We start from the raw sequence: 19873 nt of genomic DNA on the forward strand, positions 1-19873 counted from the left end.
ACACCGGGCCGCCCGGCCGCGGCGGGTCACGCGCCGTCGCGGGATGCCGTGCCGTCCAGCATCAGTGTGCCGACCCGCGCGGGCACGAGCGGCGTGCGCGGCGCGGGCGGCGTCCAGCCGAACAGCGTCTGCGCGGCCGCGCCGCACACGCGGCCCTGGCACGCCCCCATCCCGCAGCGCGACTGCAGCTTTGCCGCCGTCCATCCCGGCGCCTGCGCGACTGCGTCGAAACGCACGTCCTCGCACCGGCACAGCAGCGTATCGGGCCGCGCGAGCCGACGGATCGGCTCGCGAATCGCGAAGCACTCGCGAACGGCGTCCGCGAAAGCCTGCCAGTGCGCGCGCCGCGCAAGGCGAGCGGCCAGCTGCGCCGTCTGCCCGGTCGCCGCATAGCCGGCGATTTCGCCTTCGACCATCGCCAGCTCGCTGCCGCCGACGCCGGTACACTCGCCGGCCGCGAACACCCCGTCGCGATTCGTGCGCTGGTGCGCGTCGACCGCCACCGCGCCGTTCTCGACCCGGCAGCCGAGGTGGCTCGGCAGCACGGTGTTCGGCACGAGCCCGAAGCCGCATGCGAGCCGGTCGCAGTCAACCTCGAACTCGCGATCGCCGTGACTGATCCGCACGCGTTCGAGCCGCCGGTCGCCGAACGCCTCGACGACGTACGCGTCGGGCCGATAGGCGGCCGTGACGAGCTTCGCGGCCTGCGCGAGCTTCGACGGCCAGCGCCACAGCCCCGCGCCGAAGCGGGCCACGTCGCCGCGGCGCGCCTGTTCGAGCACATGCGACACGCGCGCGCCGGCCTGACGGGCCGTCGCCGCGCTCGCCAGCAGCAGCGGCCCGCTGCCCGCAATCACCGTGCGCTGCCCGCGTACGTCGAGGCCGTACTTGATCAGCGCCTGCAGGCCGCCCGCGCCGGTCACGCCCGGCAGCGTCCAGCCCGGAAACGGCAGCAGCAGCTCGCGGGCGCCGCAGCAGAGGATCAGCGTCCGGAAATCGAGCAGTTGCCCGCGCTCGTCGTCCTCGAGCAGCAGCGTGCCCGGCTGCGTTTCGGCGACGATGCGCGTCGCCGCGAGATGCGTGACGTTCGGCTGCCGCAGCACGGCGAGGCGGCCGGCGGCGACGGTGGGCGGCACGGCCGCCGCGCCTTGCCGCCAGATCTGGCCGCCCGCGCGCGGGTTGTCGTCGATGACCGCGACCGTCGCTCCGCCCTGCGCGGCGGCCCGTGCGGCCGAGAGCCCGGCCGGCCCCGCGCCGACGATCGCGACGTCGACGCTCAGTCTTGCCTGTTTCATCGCGTGCGCTCCACCCGCATGCCGTCGCGGCACAGCGTCTGGCAAGCCAGCCTGCGGCGGCCGTCGATCGTCATCCTGCACTCCTGGCAAATACCCATTCCGCAAAACGGCGCGCGCGCCGCACCCGTGCACGACACGCGCGTCGTGTCGTCGCCGCTCGCCGCAACGGCGGCCGCGACGGTCGCGCCATCGGCCACGGTCAGCGCGCGGCCGTCCAGATGAATGATCATGTCAGCGCTCCGGCTACGGGGGACGCGGTCAGGAAGCGTCCCGGCAAATACGGTTCGATATCGATGGGCGGCCGCTCGCCGGCCATCAGCGCGGCGACGAGCCGCGCGCTGCCCGGCGCGGTCGTCACGCCGAGCCCCTCGTGCCCGACCGCGAGCCACACGCCCGGCCGCGCCGGATGCTCGCCGAGCAGCGGCAGGCCGTCGGGGCTCGCGCAACGGAACCCCGTCCACGCGCGGATGCCGTTCAGGTCCGCCAGATCCGGCAGGTAGCCGACCGCGCGGCGCAGCATGCGCGCGAGCACGGTCGGCTCGACCTGCGGATCCTCGGTGTCGAACTGGCGCGACGAACCGATCAGCAACTGGCCGGTAGGCCGCGGCTGCACGTTGAACGCGACCGACGTGCCGTCGCTCGCATGCGCGCTCGCCGCATAGCCGAGCTCGACGAGCTGGTGCGACACGTGGCCCGGATAGCGGTCGGTGATCAGCAGGTGGCCTTTTTTCGGGCGCAGCGGCAACTCGGGCAGCAGCATGCGCGCCGCGACGCCGTTCGCGACGACCACGCGCTCCGCGCGCAGCGTGGCGCCGCTCGCGAGCGTCACGCCCGCGCCGTCGACGGCGGTCGCGCGGTCGCGCCGCAACGTGATGCGCGGCGCGCGCTGCAACAGCCAGTTCGCGGTGACGGGCGCATAGAGAATCGCATCGCCCGGAATCTTCAGCGCGCCGCCGAGGCCAGCGCGCAGCATCGGCTCCAGTTGCGCGAGCGCCGCCGCGTCGATCAGTTCGCCGGCCACGCCGTGGGCGGCAAGCGTCGACTGCTTCGCACGCGCGAGATCCATTTCGTGCGCATCGACCGCGAGCCACAGCGTGCCGCACGCGCGGTACGCGCAGTCGGCCGGCATCTCGCCGCTCAACGCACGCCAGAGTTCGATCGAGTAATGGCTCAACGCGAGTTCGGCCGCGTTGTCGTCCATCGCGACGAGGTGGCCCATCCCCGCGCCGGTCGCGCCGCCGCTGGCGTCGTCGACGACGACGACGCGCAGCCCGCGCTGTGCAAGCTCGTGCGCGCACGCCGCGCCGACAATGCCGGCGCCGATCACGACGACGTCGGTCTTCGTTTCGCTCACGACCCGATGCCCCAGCCGAACGGATCGTCTTCCTCGATCAGTAGCGTCGCTTCCGCGCTCAGGTGCGCGCTGCCCCGAATCGTCGGCACGATGCCGCCGTCGGCTCGCTCGTAGCTCGCCTGGAATACGCTGCCGATCACGCTGGCCTGCCGCCACACGGCGCCCGGCTCGAGCTTGCCGTCGGCCGCGAGGCAGGCGAGCTTCGCGCTGGTGCCGGTGCCGCACGGCGAACGGTCGTAGGCGAGGCCCGGGCACAGCACGAAGCTGCGGCTGTCGTGCTCGGGATCGTCGGCGAACAGCTCGATGTGGTCGATCTCGCCGCCGTTCGCGCCGCTGATGCCCGCGCGTTCGAGCCCTTCGCGCACGGCCGACGCATACGCGGTGAGCGCCGCGACGTTGTCGCCGGCGACGCGCTGCCCGTGGTCGCTGATCAGGAAGAACCAGTTGCCGCCCCACGCGATGTCGCCCGTCACGGGGCCGTACCCCGGCACGTCGAGCGCGACGCCCTGTGCGTGGCGATACGCGGGCACGTTGCGCACGCTGACCGACAGGTCGTCGTGCAGCGTCGCCTCGACGGTGCCGACCGGCGTTTCGATCCGGTGCACGCCGGGCTCGATGCGACCCATGTGATGCAGCGTGCGCACGACGCCGATCGTGCCGTGCCCGCACATCCCGAGATAGCCGCTATTGTTGAAGAAGATCACGCCTGCCGCCGCCTCCGGCGACACGGGCTCGCACAGCAGCGCGCCGACCAGCACGTCGCTGCCGCGCGGCTCGAGAATGCAGGCGGTGCGATAGCGGTCGTGCTCGCGTGCGAGCACGTCGCGGCGCTCGGCCATCGTGCCGTTGCCGAGCGAGGGAAAGCCGGACACGACGAGCCGCGTGGGTTCGCCGCCCGTGTGCGAATCGATGATCTGGATGCGCTTCATCATGAGCCGTCCGAAGTGGGGAAAGGAGCATAGCTTCCTCCGTCGTGCGTCCGTCCGCTTGTGGCTTTTCGATGAGGACGACGACGAAATCGGCATAGTGTCGCGCCCCCTCCCCGCGCCGTCCGGCCGCTGTGCCGATTTCGTCATTTTGCTCCGCGATACGACTCAAGCGTGATCGGCGTTTGCACGGCGATACTGGTTGCCACACCGACACCCCTGTCGGCCGACCGATACGAACGTAGGAGATTTCAGTGAGCCGCAAAGCCATTCAGTGGACCGGGGTTTTCCCGGCCGTCAGCACCCAGTTCAAGCCGGATTTTTCCCTCGACATCGACGCCACCCACCGCGTGGTCAGGAACCTGGTGAACGACGGCGTGTCGGGCCTCGTGGTCTGCGGCACGGTCGGCGAGAACACGTCGCTGTCGACGAGCGAGAAGCTCCAGGTGATCGAGGCCGCGCGCGACGCGGCCGGCGGCAAGGTTCCGGTGATCGCCGGCATCGCCGAATTCACGACCGAATTCGCGCGCAACACGGTGCGCGAGGCCCAGCGCGTCGGCGTCGACGGCGTGATGGTGATGCCCGCGCTCGTCTACTCGGCGAAGCCGCACGAAACCGCCGCGCACTTCCGCGCGGTCGCGACGAGCACCGACCTGCCGGTGATGGTCTACAACAACCCGCCGATCTACAAGAACGACGTGACGCCCGATGTGCTGATCGCGCTGCAGGATTGCGAGAACATCGTCTGCTTCAAGGATTCGTCGGGCGATACGCGCCGCTTCATCGACCTGCGCAACGCGGTCGGCGATCGCTTCGTGCTGTTCGCGGGCCTCGACGACGTCGTGGTCGAGAGCATCGCGGTGGGTGCCGAAGGCTGGGTGTCGGGCATGTCGAACGCGTTCCCGAAGGAAGGCGAGACGCTGTTCCGCCTCGCGAAGCAGAAGCGGTTCGACGAAGCGCTCGCGCTGTACCGCTGGTTCATGCCGCTGCTGCACCTCGACGCGCGCCCCGACCTCGTGCAGTGCATCAAGCTGTGCGAGGAACTGGTCGGCCGCGGCAGCGCGATCACGCGTCCGCCGCGCCTCGCGCTGCAGGGCGACACGCTCGCGGAAGTGAAGGCGATCGTCGCGAAGGCGCTCGAAACGCGTCCGGCGCTGCCCGACGTCGGTCTCTGACCGATTCCCCCGGCGGCGGCGCGCGGGTCTTCCCCCTCGCGCGCCGCCGCCTCCGGTCCGGCATGGCCTGCGGGCCCGCTCACACCGGCGCCGGCGCGCGCCGCGCGTGACCGGGCCGCGGCCCGCCCCGGTCGTTCGAACCGGGCGACGCCGGCCGGCAGGCGTGCGCGCCGCTCCGTCGGAGCGCGCGGCCCACGCCTGTGCCGCCCTTCCCCCAGGAGACAAGCCCATGCCAGGCCAAGGCAACGCACACCCGTCCGTCCCGCTTTCCGGTTCCGCGCACCCCGACGCGGGTCACGGCAAGTTCAAGAAACAGCTGTCGCTGACCGACCTCACGTTCATCGGTCTCGGCGCGATTTTCGGTTCGGGGTGGCTGTTCGCCGCGAGCCATGTGTCGACGATCGCCGGGCCGGCCGGCATCTTCTCGTGGCTGCTCGGCGGCTTCGCGGTGCTGCTGCTCGGCATCGTCTATTGCGAACTCGGCGCCGCGCTGCCGCGCGCGGGCGGCGTGGTCCGCTACCCGGTGTTCTCGCACGGCCCGCTGCTCGGCTACCTGATGGGCTTCATCACGCTGATCGCCTTCTCGAGCCTGATCGCGATCGAAGTGGTCGCCGCGCGCCAGTACGCGGCCGCATGGTTTCCGGGCCTGACGGCCGAAGGATCGAGCGACCCGACCACGCTCGGCTGGCTCGTGCAGGCCGCGCTGCTCTGCTTCTTCTTTTATCTGAACTATTCCAGCGTGAAGACGTTCGCGAAGGCGAACAACATCATCAGCATCTTCAAGTTCATCGTGCCGCTGGCGGTGATCGCCGTGCTGTTCTCGTTCTTCAAGCCGGCGAACCTGACCGTGCACGGCTTCGCGCCGTTCGGCATGCCGGGCATCGAGATGGCCGTGTCCGCGGGCGGCATCATCTTCGCGTACCTCGGGCTCACGCCGATCGTGTCGGTCGCGAGCGAGGTGCGCAACCCGCAGCGCACGATCCCGATCGCGCTGATCCTGTCGATCCTGCTGTCGACGCTGATCTACGTGCTGCTGCAACTCGCGTTCATCGGCAGCATCCCGACGGTCATGCTCGCCGCCGGCTGGCACGACGTGAGCAAGGCGTTCTCGCTGCCGTACCGCGACATCGCGCTCGCGCTCGGCGTCGGCTGGCTCGCCGTGATGGTTGTCGCCGACGCGATGATCTCGCCGAGCGGCTGCGGCAACATCTACATGAACGCGACGCCGCGCGTCGTCTACGGCTGGGCGAAGACGGGCACCTTCTTCAAGGTGTTCACGCGCGTCGACGAAGCGTCGGGCATCCCGCGCGCGGGCCTGTGGCTCACGTTCGGCCTCGCGATCTTCTGGACGCTGCCGTTCCCGTCGTGGGAGGCGCTGATCAACATCGTGTCGGCCGCGCTGGTGCTCAGCTACGCGGTGGCGCCCGTGTCGGTCGCCGCGCTGCGCCGCACCGCGCCCGGCCTGCCGCGGCCGTTCCGCGCGAGCGCCTTCTGCGTCACCGGCCCGGCGTCGTTCGTGATCGCCGCGCTGATCGTCTACTGGTCGGGCTGGAGCACCGTGTCCTGGCTGCTCGGCCTGCAGATCGCGATGTTCGTCGTCTATCTCGCGTGCCGCCGCTGGGTGCCGACCGCGCACCTGAGCCTCGCCGAGCAGGTGCGTTCGTCCGCATGGCTGATCGCGTTCCATGCCGCGATGATCGTGCTGTCGTATTTCGGCGGCTTCGGCGGCACGGGCCGGCTGGCCCATCCGTACGACACGCTCGTCGTCGCGGCCGTCGCGCTCGTCATCTACTACTGGGGCGCCACCACCGGCGTACCCGCCGACAAGCTGCAGCTCGACGACGACGAGGACTGACGCGCCCGCCCCCTTTCTTACCGTCACGCCGGCCGGGCATCCCGCGTCCGGCCCCTGCTTTTTCCGAGGAAAACCATGCAACTCACAGGCCAGCTCCTGATCGGCCAGTCCGTCGTCACCGGACGGAACGGCACCCTCCATGCACTCGCCGCCGCGACCGGCGAACCGCTCGAACCCGCCTTCGGCGGCGCCAGCCTGAACGACCTGGAGACGGCCTGCGCGCTCGCCGACGACGCGTTCGACACGTATCGCGAAACGGGGCTCGACGCCCGCGCCGCGTTTCTCGACGCGATCGGCCGCCACATCATGGCGCTCGGCGACGACCTGATCGAGCGCTGCGTCGCCGAGACGGGCCTGCCGCGCGCGCGCATCGAAGGCGAACGCGGCCGCACGGTCGGCCAGCTCGCGCTGTTCGCGTCGCTGGTGCGCGACGGCGGCTTTCTCGACGCGCGGATCGATCCGGCCCGCCCCGAGCGCAAGCCGCTGCCGCGCGTGGACCTGCGCCTGCGCAACGTCGCGCTCGGGCCCGTCGCCGTATTCGGCGCGTCGAACTTCCCGCTCGCGTTCTCGGTCGCCGGCGGCGACACGGCGTCGGCGCTCGCGGCCGGCTGCCCGGTGATCGTCAAGGCGCATTCCGCGCATCCCGGCACGTCGGAGCTGGTCGGCCGCGCGATCCGGCAGGCCGCGCAGGAGTGCGGCATGCCGGACGGCGTGTTCTCGCTGCTGTTCGACGTATCGCGCGAGATCGGCCGGACGCTCGTCGCCGATCCGCGCATCAAGGCCGTCGGCTTCACCGGCTCGCGCAGCGGCGGCCTCGCGCTGATGCACGTCGCGGCCGCGCGCGCCGAGCCGATCCCCGTCTATGCGGAAATGAGCTCGATCAACCCCGTGCTGCTGCTTCCCGCCGCGCTCGACGCGCGCCACGACACGATCGCGCCGCAGTTCGTCGCCTCGCTCGCGCTCGGCGCCGGCCAGTTCTGCACGAACCCGGGCCTCGTGCTCGCGATCGACGGCCCCGCGCTGCGCGCGTTCGAGGCCCGGGCGGCCGAGGCCGTGCGGGCGACGGCCGCGCAGACGATGCTGACGCCGCACATCCACGCGAGCTACGCGCAAGGCGTCGCGGCGCTGCGCGATCACGCGTCGGTCGAATCGTTGGCGCAAGGCATCGAGGGCGGCCGCCATCAGGCCCGCGCGGCGCTGTTCGCGACGTCGGCCGACGCGTTCGTCGCCACCCCCGAGCTGCGCGACGAAGTATTCGGCCCCGCGTCTCTGATCGTGCGCTGCCCGGACGCCGACACGCTGCATCGCGTGCTGAAGTCGCTCGACGGCCAACTGACGATCGCCGCGCATCTCGCCGACGGCGACGCCGCGCTGTTCGCCGCGCTGCGCGCGACGCTCGAACGCAAGGCCGGCCGGATTCTCGTCAACGGCTTCGGCACGGGCGTCGAGGTCGGCCACGCGATGGTGCACGGCGGGCCGTTCCCGGCCACGTCCGACACGCGTACGACGTCCGTCGGTGCGCGCGCGATCGAGCGTTTCCTGCGCCCGGTGTCGTACCAGGACCTGCCCGACGCGCTGCTGCCGGACGCGCTCCGCGACGGCAATCCGCTGAACGTGCCGCGGCGCATCGACGGCGTCCCCGCGCCGCGGGAGGCGAACCATGTCTGAACACCGCGCCGAAGTCACCCTGTCGCTCGACGAAGTCCATGCGCTCGCGCTGCGCGTGCTGACGCACCACGGGATGTCGGACGCGCATGCGCGCGCGATCGCCCGCGTGATCACGCAGGGCCAGCGCGACGAATGCCACTCGCATGGCGTGTACCGGCTGCTCGTCTGCGTGCGGTCGCTGAAGAAAGGCAAGGTCGATCCGCAGGCCGTGCCGACGCTGCGCCGGCTGTCGTCGTCGATCGTCGCGGTCGACGCGCATCGCGGCTTCTCGCTGCTCGGCTTCGAAACCGGGCTGCCCGTGCTCGTCGGGATGGCGAAACAGCACGGGATCGCGGCGATGGTCATCAACCGCTGCTACCACTTCTCCGCGCTGTGGCCCGAGGTCGAGGCGCTCGCGGCCGAAGGGCTGGCCGGCATCGCGATGAATCCGAGCCATAGCTGGGTCGCGCCGGAAGGCGGCCGCGAGCCCGTATTCGGCACGAATCCGATCGCATTCGCGTGGCCGCGCCCCGGTGGCGAGCCGTTCGTGTTCGATTTCGCGACGAGCGCGATCGCACGCGGCGACATCGAGCTGCATGCGAAGCAAGGCAAGGCGATTCCGCCGCACTGGGCGATCGACGCGGACGGCCAGCCGACCACCGACCCGCAGGCCGCGCTGAGGGGCGCGATGCGCACGTTCGGCGGTCACAAGGGCTCGGCGCTCGCGGCGATGGTCGAGCTGCTCGGCGGCGCGCTGATCGGCGACATGACCAGCCGGGAATCGATGGACTTCGACGAAGGCGTCGGCGCGACGCCGTGCCACGGCGAGCTCGTGATCGCGTTCGACCCGCACGTGTTCCTCGGCGACGACCTCGACGCGGGGCTCGCGCGCGGCGAGCGGATGTTCGAATCGATCGTCGCGCAGGGCGCGCGGCTGCCGTCGCAACGGCGCTTCGACGCCCGCGCGCGCAGCATCGCGAACGGCGTGCGGATTCCGCGGGCGCTGTACGACGAGATCCTGGCGCTGCTCGACTGACGGCCGCGGCGCCGGAGCCCGCCGGGCCGCCTTGCAAGCCGGCGCCGCAAGGGTTTCCACGGGCGGGCGGCCGGGCGGCGCCGCCCACGCCGGTTGCCGGCCGCACGGGCGCCACGCCCGCGGCGGCTGTGGGATAATCGCGTGGTTTGCCCAGGGCGCAGCTCAAGAGGTTGTTCGCACGGGCGCGAGAGAGGCCTTTATTCCCCGTGCCTCCACCCTTTTCCCGCGATATTTCTTCAGCAACCACAATGCCCATTTACCGTTCCAAGACCTCCACCGCCGGCCGCAACATGGCGGGCGCGCGCTCGCTGTGGCGCGCCACCGGCATGAAAGACGACGATTTCTCGAAGCCGATCATCGCGGTCGTCAACTCGTTCACCCAGTTCGTGCCCGGGCACGTGCACCTGAAGGATCTCGGCCAGCTCGTCGCGCGCGAGATCGAGGCAGCCGGCGGCGTCGCGAAGGAGTTCAACACGATCGCGGTCGACGACGGCATCGCGATGGGCCACGACGGCATGCTCTATTCGCTGCCGAGCCGCGACATCATCGCCGACTCGGTCGAATACATGGTGAACGCGCACTGCGCGGACGCGATGGTCTGCATCTCGAACTGCGACAAGATCACGCCGGGGATGCTGATGGCCGCGATGCGCCTGAACATCCCGGTGATCTTCGTGTCGGGCGGCCCGATGGAAGCCGGCAAGACGCGCCTCGCGAACCCGATCACCAAGACCGTCGAACTGAAGAAGCTCGACCTCGTCGACGCGATGGTGATCGCGGCCGACGCGTCGTACTCGGACGCCGATGTAGCCGAAGTCGAACGCTCGGCCTGCCCGACCTGCGGCTCGTGCTCCGGCATGTTCACCGCGAACTCGATGAACTGCCTGACCGAAGCGCTCGGCCTGTCGCTGCCCGGCAACGGCACGGTGGTGGCCACGCACGCCGATCGCGAACAGCTGTTCAAGCGCGCCGGCCGCCGCATCGTCGAGCTGACGCGCCAGCACTACGAGCAGGACGACACACGCGTGCTGCCGCGCTCGGTCGGCTTCGCGGCATTCGAGAACGCGATGACGCTCGACATCGCGATGGGCGGCTCGACCAACACGATCCTGCACCTGCTGGCGATCGCGCGGGAAGCCGGCATCGACTTCACGATGAAGGACATCGACCGTCTGTCGCGCTCCGTGCCGCAGCTGTGCAAGGTCGCGCCGAACACGAACAAGTACCACATCGAGGACGTGCACCGCGCAGGCGGCATCATGGCGATCCTCGGCGAGCTCGAGCGCGCCGGCAAGCTGCACACCGACGTGCCGACCGTGCACGCGCCGACGCTGAAGGACGCGCTCGACCAGTGGGACATCGTCCGCACGCAGGACGAGGCGGTCCGCACGTTCTACCTGGCCGGCCCGGCCGGCATCCCGACGCAGGTCGCGTTCAGCCAGAACACGCGCTGGCCGAGCCTCGACCTCGACCGCGCGGAAGGCTGCATCCGCTCGTACGAGCATGCGTTCTCGAAGGAAGGCGGCCTCGCCGTGCTGACCGGCAACATCGCGCTAGACGGCTGCGTGGTGAAGACGGCCGGCGTCGACGAGAGCATCCTCGTGTTCGAGGGCACCGCACACGTGACCGAATCGCAGGACGAAGCGGTCGAGAACATCCTGAACGACAAGGTCAAGGCCGGCGACGTGGTGATCGTGCGCTACGAAGGCCCGAAGGGCGGCCCCGGCATGCAGGAAATGCTCTACCCGACCAGCTACATCAAGTCGAAGGGGCTCGGCAAATCGTGCGCGCTGCTGACGGACGGCCGCTTCTCGGGCGGCACGTCGGGCCTGTCGATCGGCCACTGCTCGCCCGAAGCGGCGGCGGGCGGCGCGATCGGCCTCGTGCGCAACGGCGACAAGATCCGCATCGACATCCCGAACCGCACGATCGACGTGCTGGTGTCGGACGAGGAACTGGCGCGCCGCCTCGAAGCGCAGAACGCGAAGGGCTGGAAGCCGGCGCTGCCGCGTCCGCGCAAGGTGTCCGCGGCGCTGAAGGCCTACGCGAAGCTGGTCATGTCCGCCGACAAGGGCGCGGTGCGCGACCAGTCTCTGCTCGACGACTGACCGGGCCGGTGCGGCCGGCTGCCGGCAACGCGCAGCCGGCCGGCCCGCGGGCCGTACGACCGCCCGCTCGCGCGATCCGGAAGCCGCTCTGACGAGCGGCTTTTTTTCGTCCGGCGCCGGGGGAAACCGGCCGGGCCGACAACGTCAGTGACGGAATTCGTCGGGGCCCCCGCCGCCGTTGCCGTTGCCGCTGCCCTCGCCGTGACCTCCACCGCCGTTGCCGCCGCCTTGCGGCCGCGCGCCGGAATTGCCGCCCTGGCGCGCCGGCGGCATCGCGCGAGCCTCGCCGCCCTGCGCGGGCGGCGGACGCAATACGTTCGGCGGCGGCGTGCGAATCGCGCCGTTCCAGCCGCCGCGCGCCGCCGACGGCCGCGCGTCATGCACGGGCGGCGGGCCGCCCGGTGCCGCCTGCATCGCCCCGCCCGGCGGCGGATGCCCCTGTCCCGGCGGCATCCCGCCGGGGCCGGGCCGCGGCTCCGGACGATGCGCCCAGCGGTCGCGGTCGTGATACCACGGCCGGTTGCGGTAGTAGCGATCCCAGTACGCGGCGATCGCGAATCCGGTGATCGGCACGCCGATGATCGCGCCGTAGTCGAACAACGGCACGTAGCTGCCCTGGTACGGATACTCGAGCAACTGCGCATCGATCCAGCCGCGCACGCCAGGCAGCGCGACGTCGCACCACGAGTAGTCGCTCAGGCAGCCGAATACGTCCAGCGCCGTGTCGGGCGGGATCTGCGCGACCACCGGATAGTCGGGCGCCGGCCCCGCATACAGTTCGGCCGGCGAATTCGTGTAGGCGGTGCTCTGCGCATCGGCCACGCCCGGCGCGGCCGCAAGGCCGAACAGAACGACGCACAGGCTTCGGACAATCGTGTTCCTCATGATGCTCTCCCGCGCGGCGCCGCCGCGCGCCGGTCAGTGCCGATGGCCGCCCCAGCCGCCGCCCCACGGGCGGCGCCAGTAGCCGCCGCGTCCGTGCCAGTAACCGCCCCAGCCGCCCCAGAAGCCGACCGAGATCGCCGGCGCGCCCCAGCCGTACCAGCCCGGGTAATACGCCGGCGCATAGTACGGATACGGGTACGGATAGGGATACGGCAGCGGATAGGCCGGCGTGACGTCGTAGGCGGGAGCCGCGTAGCTCGCGGGCGGCGCGGTGCTCGCCGCCGGAGCCGGGCCCGGGGCAACGGTACCCGGCGCAGCCGGTGCGACGGGGGTCTCGCGCTGCGTCAGCGTGGCCGGTGCCGGCGCGTAGTAAGGTGTATAGCCATAAGGACTCGTGTAATAGCAGCCGCCGAGGGTCAGCGTTGCCAACGCGAATATCGCATGCCTCGCGGCAGGAATCGGGTTCATCTCATGCTCCGGCAGAATCCGCGCGTCGCCGTCGGGCGCGCGCCTGACTCTAGCTTACGTCCCCTGCAGATTTCCGCAGGTTTGATCGGTTACTTTTTGTTTCCAGACAGGAACGGTCGCGATCGCCCGCCGTGTACGCGTTGAAGTTCGCGCAAATGCCCTCAACTTGAACGATGTCGGGCCGACCGGCGCGGACGGGTGTCCGCGAGCAACCGGCGGCCGAACCGGCGGACTTCGGGCCGCCCAGACAGGAACGCGGCTCGCGCCGCCATCGCCATGACTACGCCACGCCCCACGCTCCGGGCGGACACGCCGCTCGATCCGATCATCCAGTTGCTGGCGCTCGCCGGCGAACAGGGTTATCTGACACACGCCGACCTCGTCGACGCGCTGCCGCCCGAAAGCGACAGCCCCGACGCGCTCGACGTCGTGCGCGCCGCGCTCGCCGACATCGGCATCGCCGTGCTCGACGAGCCGGCCACGCCCGCACCGTTCGCCGGCACGACGCCGGTCGACGTCGATCGCGATGCGCTCGACGAAGGCCGCGCCGTGCTCGGCGACCTCGCCCGGGGCACGAGCGCGTCCACCGACCCGCTCGCGCTCTACCTGCGGCGCATGCAGGCGGTGCCGCTGCTCACGCGCGAAGGCGAGATCGTACTCGCCCGCGAGATCGAGACCGGCCGCCACCAGATCCTGCACGCGCTCGCGGGCTGCCCGGCGGCGGTCGACGCGCTGCTGGCGAGTCACGGCGCAACGGCTGCGGCCGGCGCGGCCGACGACGATGCCGACACGCCCGCACCGGCCGGCTACGATGCGCCGCAGGCAGCCGTCGCGGCCTTGCGCGACGCATTGCACGCACACGGCGTCCGTTCGCCCGAATACCGCGACGCGCGCGACCGCGTGGCCGGCCTGCTCGGTTCGATCGCGTGGCACGCGCCGGCCGTCGACGAGGCCAGCCGCGTCGTGCGCACGCTCGCGGCCGCGCCGCACGGCGCCGCAACCGGCGAGGCGGCCCGCTTCGACACGGTCGCGCGGCGGGCGCTGGCCGCCGCACTCGGCGAAGGCCAGCAGAAGGTGCGCGACGCCACCCGCGCGATGCTCGAGGCGAACCTGCGGCTCGTGTTGTCGATCGCGCGCAAGTACATGAACCGCGGCGTCGACCTGCCCGATCTCGTGCAGGACGGTTGCGTCGGCCTGATGCGCGCGATCGAGAAATTCGAATACCGGCGCGGATTCAAGTTCTCGACCTATGCGACGTGGTGGATTCGCCAGGCGATCGCACGCGCGGTCGCGGATCGCGCACGCACGATCCGGGTGCCGGTGCACGTGGGCGACCAGTACCAGCGCGTGCAGCGGCATGCGCTGCGTTTTCATCAGCGCACCGGCCGCCGGGCGACGCCGGCCGAACTCGCGGCCGAAACCGGCCTCGACGAGGACAGGCTGCGCGCGGTGCTCGCGCTGCCCGCCGAGCCCGTGTCGCTGGACACGCCGCTGCCCGATGCGGATACCGGCCTCGCGGAACTGATCGAGGACCGGGCGTCGGCCAGCCCGTTCGAGCAACTGGCCGACACGCGCATGCGCGAATGCGTCAGGTCGCTGCTGCGCTCGGTCACGCCGGCCGAGGCGGAGGTGCTGCGCCGGCGGTTCGGCCTGGGCGGCGCCGAGCCCGATACCTACGACGCGATCGCGCAGGACGCCGGCATGTCGCGCGAACGCGTGCGACAGATCGAAAAACGGGCGCTCGCCGCATTGCGCACGGCCGCCGAGGCGGAGAACGCGCAGTCGTTTCTCGACGCGTGATCGCGTCGGGAAACGCACGGTCGTGCCCGCTTCCGGCACGACCGTGCGCTTCGCACCTGTGCTACGTTTGCCATTGACGTGCATCAAGTTTTCTTCATCGCGCGTTACGACAATGGTAAGAGCCGACCGGCGCATCGTTCGCCGCGTCCATTCCGTTTGCGCGTCCCCAGGTCCTTCGCCATGCAGACGACCGCCAGCCAAACGTACGAGGAAAACCGGCGTATCGCGGCCTGCCTGCGCGAGGCGGCGCAGCGGTTGGCCGACCAGGGGGCGAACCCGTATCGGGTCGCCGCGTACCGAGCGGCGGCGGCAACGGTCGATGCGCTCGACCTCGACGTCCGCGCGCTGTTCGAGCGCGGCGGCGTCGACGCGCTCGGCACGCTGCCCGAGATCGGCACGGGAGTCGCGCAGGCGATTGCCGAGCTGCTGGTGACGGGGCGCTGGCGCCAGCTCGACCGGCTGTGCGGCGACGCCGTGCGCACGTCCGCGTTCGAGGCCGTGCCGGGCATCGGCCACGCGCTCGCGCTGCGGATTCACGACCTGCTGCACATCGATACGCTCGAGGAACTCGAACGCGCGGCCCGCAACGGCCAGCTCGAAACGATCTCGGGCGTCGGCCCGCGGCGCGCGGCCGGCATCCGCACCGCGCTCGACGACGTCCTGAGCCGCCGCCGCCGCTGGCAGGGCCACGCGGAGGACGCCGCCCCCGACACGGAGCCGCCCGTCGAACTGATGCTCTACATCGACCGCCTGTACCGCAACAGGGCCGCGGCCGGCGTGCTGCCCACGCTCGCCCATCGGCGGCTGAACGCGGACGCGTACGTGCCGCCGCCGGTCATGCACATGACCAAGGGCGGGTGGCATTTCACGGCGCTGTGCCTGCATGCGGCGATGCGCACGCCGGAATCCTGCCGCCCGACGGACTGGGTCTCGCTCTATTTCTACGACGCCGTGCAGTGCGAGCACCAGCGCACCGTCTTCACCGAAACGCACGGGGCGCTCGTCGGCAAGCGCATCGTGCGCGGGCGCGAGATGGAATGCCGCGTGTATTACGCGGGGTGAATCAGTCGTCGGAGGTTTCGTCGACGTCGAACGGCACGTCGAGCACCGACGCGATCTCGCGACATGCATGGGTAAGCGCGCGCGAGTGGCGGGCCGAGTGCTCCATGCCGAGATCGAACCACGTCGAGTGCGAGACGTATCCGGCAGTCCCCTCCCGTTTCGGCACGTCGAACCGGAACGTCACCGAGTAGCCGCCCGTCCAGCGCACCGGTATCACCAGCGTGAGCTGCAGCCCCGTGATCGCGCCGTGGCGGAACCGGAAGCTGTCGTCGCCGACGCGGAACCCCGACCACGCGCCGTCGTTCGATACGAACACGGTGAGCGTCTCGCCCGGCGGCACGGCCGGCAGGCCGTCCGCCGCGGCCAGTTCGGCCGCCGACACCATCGCCGCGCCCGAACCGTCGGGGCCCGCCTCGACCTCGACGAACGCTTCGACCGTCTGCCTCGCCTTGTCGTAGAAACGGCGCGTGGCCTCGGCACGCGGGCTGCCTGCAATCAGCACCAGTTGCTTGAATCTCGCCCGCTCGCCATATCGAAGCGGCACATCGGGCGTGTCGTCGGGCGTGTCGTCGGGGGTGTCGTCAGGCGCGTCGGCCGGCTCGTCTTCCGGGCTGGCGGCCGGCTCGCCCGGCGCGGTTGCCCCGCCGGGCTGCCCGTCAGCCGTGCGCCGCCTTAGCGCGGCGGCCCCCCAGTTCAGCAACACGGTCTGCGCCGCCAGCACGGCGGCCATGGTCGCGCAACCGGCGAAGAACCCGTAATGCGGCCCGACCTTCGATGCCGCATACGCGGCGGGAAGCACATAAAGCACAAGTAAAAACCACACGCGGCAACCCCGTCGTTCCTGTTTGCGATGTCCGGCACGGCGACGCGGCGCGCCTCCGCCGGCGCCACGGCAACCCGCCGGTGCGGGCGTTCCCCGCCTACGCGCCGTCCGCCTTCGTGCGGCGGGCAGGATTGCGATGCGCGGCGATGCGCAGCAGCTTCCGGAACGACGGGCATTCGAGATGGCTCGAGGCCGGGCACACGGCCGCATGCCGCAGCGCATCGCGCACGGCGCCGAGACGGCGGATCGTGCGGTCGAGTTCGTCGGCCTTGTCGTCGAGCTTCGTCCGATCGATCTCCGGCCGGCCATCCGCGCCGACCATCGCGAGGATGTCGTCGAGCGAGAACCCGGCCTCGCGGCCGAGCGCGATCAGCGCGAGGCGCTCCAGCACCGACTCGTCGTATTGCCGTCGCAGCCCGTGGCGGCCGTGCGGGGCGATCAGCCCTTTTTCCTCGTAGTAGCGCAACGTCGACGCGGGCAATCCCGAGCGTCGCGCGACGTCCGCAATGTCCAGCAGGCTCATGCTTGACCTCAAGTGAACTTGAAGTTGCAAGATAGCCGCTCCACTCCGTAAAGACAAGCCCGGACCGCCATGAAACCGCCGAAATCCCGATGCAACCCGCCGCACCCCGCCGCCGCTATGCTGCTCCGTGGAGGCGCGCGATGAGACTGCCCGACCTGCTGCTCAGCCTGGTGCCGATCGGCGCGGGCGCCACGCTCATGATGGATCTGTGGGCGTCGTTTCGGCGGCGCGTGTTCGGCACGCCGTCGCTCGACTATGCGCTGGTCGGTCGCTGGATCGGCCACATGATGCACGGCCGGTTCCGGCATGCGTCGATCGCCGCCGCGCCGCCCGTGGCGGGAGAACGCGCGCTCGGCTGGCTCGCGCATTACGCGATCGGCATCGCCTTCGCGGCGCTGCCCGTCGCGATCGCGGGCACGGCATGGATCGGCATGCCGACGCCGCTCCCCGCGCTCGTCGCCGGCCTCGCCAGCGTGGTCGCGCCATTCTTCGTGATGCAGCCGGCATTCGGCTTCGGCATTGCGGCGTCGCGCACGCCGCATCCGGGCGTCGCGCGCCGGCGCAGTCTCGTCACGCATCTGTCGTACGGGGTCGGGCTGTATCTGGCGGCCTCCGCGCTGGCGGCGCTGGCCCGTTGAGCGTGCGGCTTCACGCGAACCGCGCCGGGCAGCGCCGGGCAGCGCCGGGCAGCGCCGGAACGGCCGTCCGCCGCCGGCAACGCGCCGCGCCGGCGCCATGACGCCCGGCATGCCTGCGGAGATCGCCTCCGCCGCCCGGCGCGCCCGGTGGGCGCCGCGCGTTACTCGCCGCCGCAGTCGATCAGGTTGTGGCGCATGCGCCCGAGCAGCCGCACCAGCGTTTCGCGCTCGTCCGGCGTGAAGCCGCGCAGTCCGTCGTCGGCAACGGCATCACCCACCTCGAGCATCTGCGGAAAAATCTCGCGCGACTTGTCCGTCAGCCGGATCACGAACGCGCGCCGGTCGTCGTCGTTCGCGATGCGTTCGATCCAGCCGCAGCTCTCCATCCGGTCGAGCAGCCGCGTCAGCGAAATCGGCGTGATCTCGAGCCACTCCGCGAGCCGCGCCTGATTCATCTCGCCCTTCCACGTCAGGTATGCGAGCACGCGGCTCTGCGCGCGCGTCAGGCCGATGCGCTTCGCGCGCCGGTCGTACAGGCGTCCGTGCAGGCGGGCCACGTCGGAAATCAGGTAGCCGATCCGGTTCTCGTAGGTCTTGTCCATGCGGCGATTATAGGGTCAAGCCGGAAACGGCCCTCGGCTCGCGACCCGTCGATAAGCGAAGATATAATAAGCGTGCTTATCATTCGAGCCATACCGGATCGCCGCCCACGGCGACCGCCCCACGGAGACACCCGCTTGAATCCCGCCGCCGCCGCCGACGCCCCCGCCTCGCCCGCCCTGAACCGGCCGATGCTGACCCTGTCGATCATGCTCGCCACGCTGATCCAGACCCTCGACAGCACGATCGCGAACGTCGCGCTGCCGCACATGCAGGGCACGCTGTCCGCGTCGCAGGACGAGATCACCTGGGTGCTGACCTCCTATATCGTCGCCGCGGCGATCGCGACGCCGCTCACCGGCTGGCTGTCGGACCGGCTCAGCGTCAAGCGGCTGCTGATCGCGTCGATCGCCGGCTTCACCGTCGCTTCGGCGCTATGCGGGCTGTCCGAGACACTCGTGCAGATCGTCGGCGCGCGTCTGCTGCAGGGCATATTCGGCGCGGCGCTGGTGCCGCTGTCGCAGTCGATCCTGCTCGACATCAACCCGCGCGAAAAGCAAGGCCAGGCGATGGCGATCTGGGGGATGGGCGTGATGGTCGGCCCGATCCTCGGCCCGACGCTCGGCGGCTGGCTCACCGACAGCTACAACTGGCGCTGGGTGTTCTTCATCAACGTGCCGATCGGCGCGTTCGCGCTCGCCGGGGTGATGACCTTCCTGCCGGCACGCGCGCCGCGCCCGCACGTGAAGTTCGACGCGTTCGGCTTCGCGACGCTCGCGCTCGCGATCGGCGCCTTCCAGGCGATGCTCGACCGCGGCGAACAGCTCGACTGGTTCGGCTCGTACGAGATCCGCATCGAGGCGCTCCTCGCGGCGCTCGGCTTCGCGTTTTTCCTCGCGCACACGGCGACCGTCGGCAAGGCGTCGTTCTTCAAGTCGGAACTGCTGCGCGATCCGAACTTCGCGACGGGCACGCTGTTCATCTTCGTGGTCGGCGCGGTGCTGTACGCGACGCGCGCGCTGCTGCCGCCGATGCTGCAGAACCTGATGGGCTACCCGGTCGCGACGACGGGCCTCGTCACCGCGCCGAGCGGCGCCGGCACGATGATCGCGATGCTGTTCGTCGGCAGGCTGCTGAAATACGTGGATGCGCGGATGCTGCTGCTCGCGGGGCTGTCGATTTCCGCGCTCGCGCTCTGGCAGATGATGCAGTACACGGTCGTGCTGTCCGAAGCGGACATCGTGTGGCCCGGCGTGGTGCAGGGTTTCGGGCTGGGGCTCGTGTTCGTGCCGCTGAGCGCGCTGTCGTTCTCGACGCTGCCGCCCGAGCTGCGCGCGGACGGCACGGCCACCTACAGCCTGATGCGCAACATCGGCAGCAGCATCGGCATCTCGATCGTGCAGACGCTGATGACGCGCAACACGCAGGTCGCGCACGCCGATCTCGCGGCCCACGTCACGCCGTTCGATCCGGCCGTGCAGGCCATGGCCGGCAGCCGCCTCGACATCGCGCTGCTCGACCGCACGATCAACCAGCAGGCGTCGATGATCGCGTACCTGAACGACTTCAAGCTGATGTTCGTCGCGACGCTGCTGATGATCCCGCTGTTGCTGCTGATCCGCCCGCCGCGACAGGCGGCGAGCGTCGAGGTCGCGCACGCGGCGATAGACTGACGCCC

The 19873-nt window shown here is 70.8% G+C and carries 18 protein-coding genes; 9 read left to right on the forward strand and 9 right to left on the reverse strand.

What is annotated here, in order from left to right:
• Positions 1-26: 26 nt before the first annotated feature.
• The 4 genes from GQ57_RS01000 to GQ57_RS01015 are packed head-to-tail and all read right to left on the reverse strand — an operon-like array spanning position 27 to position 3578.
• Positions 27-1295 carry an NAD(P)/FAD-dependent oxidoreductase gene (locus GQ57_RS01000; RefSeq protein WP_034196796.1) on the reverse strand — a complete coding sequence of 423 codons (1269 nt, stop codon included), beginning with the start codon at positions 1293-1295 and terminating at the stop codon, positions 27-29.
• Positions 1292-1525: a 2Fe-2S iron-sulfur cluster-binding protein gene (locus tag GQ57_RS01005; RefSeq protein ID WP_011658575.1), complete on the reverse strand. Its 234-nt coding sequence runs from the start codon at positions 1523-1525 to the stop codon at positions 1292-1294. The genes GQ57_RS01000 and GQ57_RS01005 overlap by 4 nt, the downstream gene beginning before the upstream one ends.
• Positions 1522-2649, reverse strand: a complete 1128-nt coding sequence (locus GQ57_RS01010; RefSeq protein WP_034196797.1) for an NAD(P)/FAD-dependent oxidoreductase — start codon at positions 2647-2649, stop codon at positions 1522-1524. Before GQ57_RS01010 ends, GQ57_RS01005 begins: the two co-directional genes overlap by 4 nt.
• Complete coding sequence (locus GQ57_RS01015; protein WP_152603163.1) at positions 2646-3578, reverse strand: 4-hydroxyproline epimerase; 933 nt, start codon at positions 3576-3578, stop codon at positions 2646-2648. The genes GQ57_RS01010 and GQ57_RS01015 overlap by 4 nt, the downstream gene beginning before the upstream one ends.
• Positions 3579-3829: 251 nt before the next feature.
• Here GQ57_RS01015 and GQ57_RS01025 point away from each other — a divergent pair, with 251 nt between their 5' ends.
• The 5 genes from GQ57_RS01025 (at position 3830) to ilvD (ending at position 11396) form a co-directional block, all read left to right on the forward strand.
• Positions 3830-4750, forward strand: coding sequence for a dihydrodipicolinate synthase family protein (locus tag GQ57_RS01025; protein WP_031396932.1), 921 nt, complete (start codon positions 3830-3832; stop codon positions 4748-4750).
• Positions 4751-4979: 229 nt separating this feature from the next.
• The gene (locus GQ57_RS01030; protein WP_034196799.1) at positions 4980-6605 is read left to right on the forward strand and encodes an APC family permease; all 1626 of its coding nucleotides are present in this window, start codon (positions 4980-4982) and stop codon (positions 6603-6605) included.
• Positions 6606-6680: 75 nt separating this feature from the next.
• The gene (locus GQ57_RS01035; RefSeq protein ID WP_034196800.1) at positions 6681-8273 is read left to right on the forward strand and encodes an aldehyde dehydrogenase (NADP(+)); all 1593 of its coding nucleotides are present in this window, start codon (positions 6681-6683) and stop codon (positions 8271-8273) included.
• A complete protein-coding gene (locus tag GQ57_RS01040) occupies positions 8266-9288 on the forward strand; it encodes an Ldh family oxidoreductase (protein WP_034196801.1) in 1023 nt (340 codons plus the stop codon). Before GQ57_RS01035 ends, GQ57_RS01040 begins: the two co-directional genes overlap by 8 nt.
• Before the next feature lie 248 nt (positions 9289-9536).
• Positions 9537-11396 (forward strand): dihydroxy-acid dehydratase, encoded by a 1860-nt coding sequence (gene ilvD / locus GQ57_RS01045; RefSeq protein ID WP_034196802.1) that lies wholly within the window; start codon positions 9537-9539, stop codon positions 11394-11396.
• A 144-nt stretch (positions 11397-11540) separates the two neighbouring features.
• On the opposite strand, the gene GQ57_RS01050 is transcribed toward ilvD, so the two are convergent.
• Together GQ57_RS01050 and GQ57_RS01055 are read right to left on the reverse strand one after the other, a co-directional pair.
• Positions 11541-12281, reverse strand: coding sequence for an SH3 domain-containing protein (locus tag GQ57_RS01050; protein ID WP_034196803.1), 741 nt, complete (start codon positions 12279-12281; stop codon positions 11541-11543).
• A gap of 33 nt (positions 12282-12314) precedes the next feature.
• Entirely contained in the window at positions 12315-12749 is a 435-nt protein-coding gene (locus GQ57_RS01055) for a hypothetical protein (protein ID WP_031396938.1), read from the reverse strand.
• A 276-nt stretch (positions 12750-13025) separates the two neighbouring features.
• Here GQ57_RS01055 and GQ57_RS01060 point away from each other — a divergent pair, with 276 nt between their 5' ends.
• Together GQ57_RS01060 and GQ57_RS01065 are read left to right on the forward strand one after the other, a co-directional pair.
• Positions 13026-14549, forward strand: coding sequence for a sigma-70 family RNA polymerase sigma factor (locus GQ57_RS01060; protein ID WP_034196804.1), 1524 nt, complete (start codon positions 13026-13028; stop codon positions 14547-14549).
• Between the two features lie 180 nt (positions 14550-14729).
• Complete coding sequence (locus GQ57_RS01065; RefSeq protein ID WP_031396940.1) at positions 14730-15611, forward strand: helix-hairpin-helix domain-containing protein; 882 nt, start codon at positions 14730-14732, stop codon at positions 15609-15611.
• 1 nt (position 15612) lies between these two features.
• Here the strand turns inward: GQ57_RS01065 and GQ57_RS01070 are convergent, their stop codons facing one another.
• Both GQ57_RS01070 and GQ57_RS01075 read right to left on the reverse strand, forming a co-directional pair.
• On the reverse strand, positions 15613-16434 hold the full coding sequence (locus tag GQ57_RS01070; protein ID WP_152603157.1) for a hypothetical protein: 822 nt from the start codon (positions 16432-16434) through the stop codon (positions 15613-15615).
• Between the two features lie 97 nt (positions 16435-16531).
• The gene (locus GQ57_RS01075) at positions 16532-16957 is read right to left on the reverse strand and encodes a helix-turn-helix domain-containing protein (RefSeq protein ID WP_034196806.1); all 426 of its coding nucleotides are present in this window, start codon (positions 16955-16957) and stop codon (positions 16532-16534) included.
• A 140-nt stretch (positions 16958-17097) separates the two neighbouring features.
• On the opposite strand from GQ57_RS01075, the gene GQ57_RS01080 reads away from it, so the two are divergent.
• Positions 17098-17595: a DUF2938 domain-containing protein gene (locus GQ57_RS01080; protein ID WP_034196807.1), complete on the forward strand. Its 498-nt coding sequence runs from the start codon at positions 17098-17100 to the stop codon at positions 17593-17595.
• A 161-nt stretch (positions 17596-17756) separates the two neighbouring features.
• Here the strand turns inward: GQ57_RS01080 and GQ57_RS01085 are convergent, their stop codons facing one another.
• Positions 17757-18197, reverse strand: a complete 441-nt coding sequence (locus GQ57_RS01085) for a MarR family winged helix-turn-helix transcriptional regulator (protein ID WP_031396944.1) — start codon at positions 18195-18197, stop codon at positions 17757-17759.
• A gap of 135 nt (positions 18198-18332) precedes the next feature.
• Here GQ57_RS01085 and GQ57_RS01090 point away from each other — a divergent pair, with 135 nt between their 5' ends.
• A complete protein-coding gene (locus GQ57_RS01090) occupies positions 18333-19868 on the forward strand; it encodes a DHA2 family efflux MFS transporter permease subunit (protein WP_034196808.1) in 1536 nt (511 codons plus the stop codon).
• The last annotated feature ends 5 nt before the right edge of the window (positions 19869-19873 follow it).

Source organism: Burkholderia sp. MSh2 (assembly GCF_000731655.1).
Taxonomy (GTDB): domain Bacteria; phylum Pseudomonadota; class Gammaproteobacteria; order Burkholderiales; family Burkholderiaceae; genus Burkholderia; species Burkholderia paludis.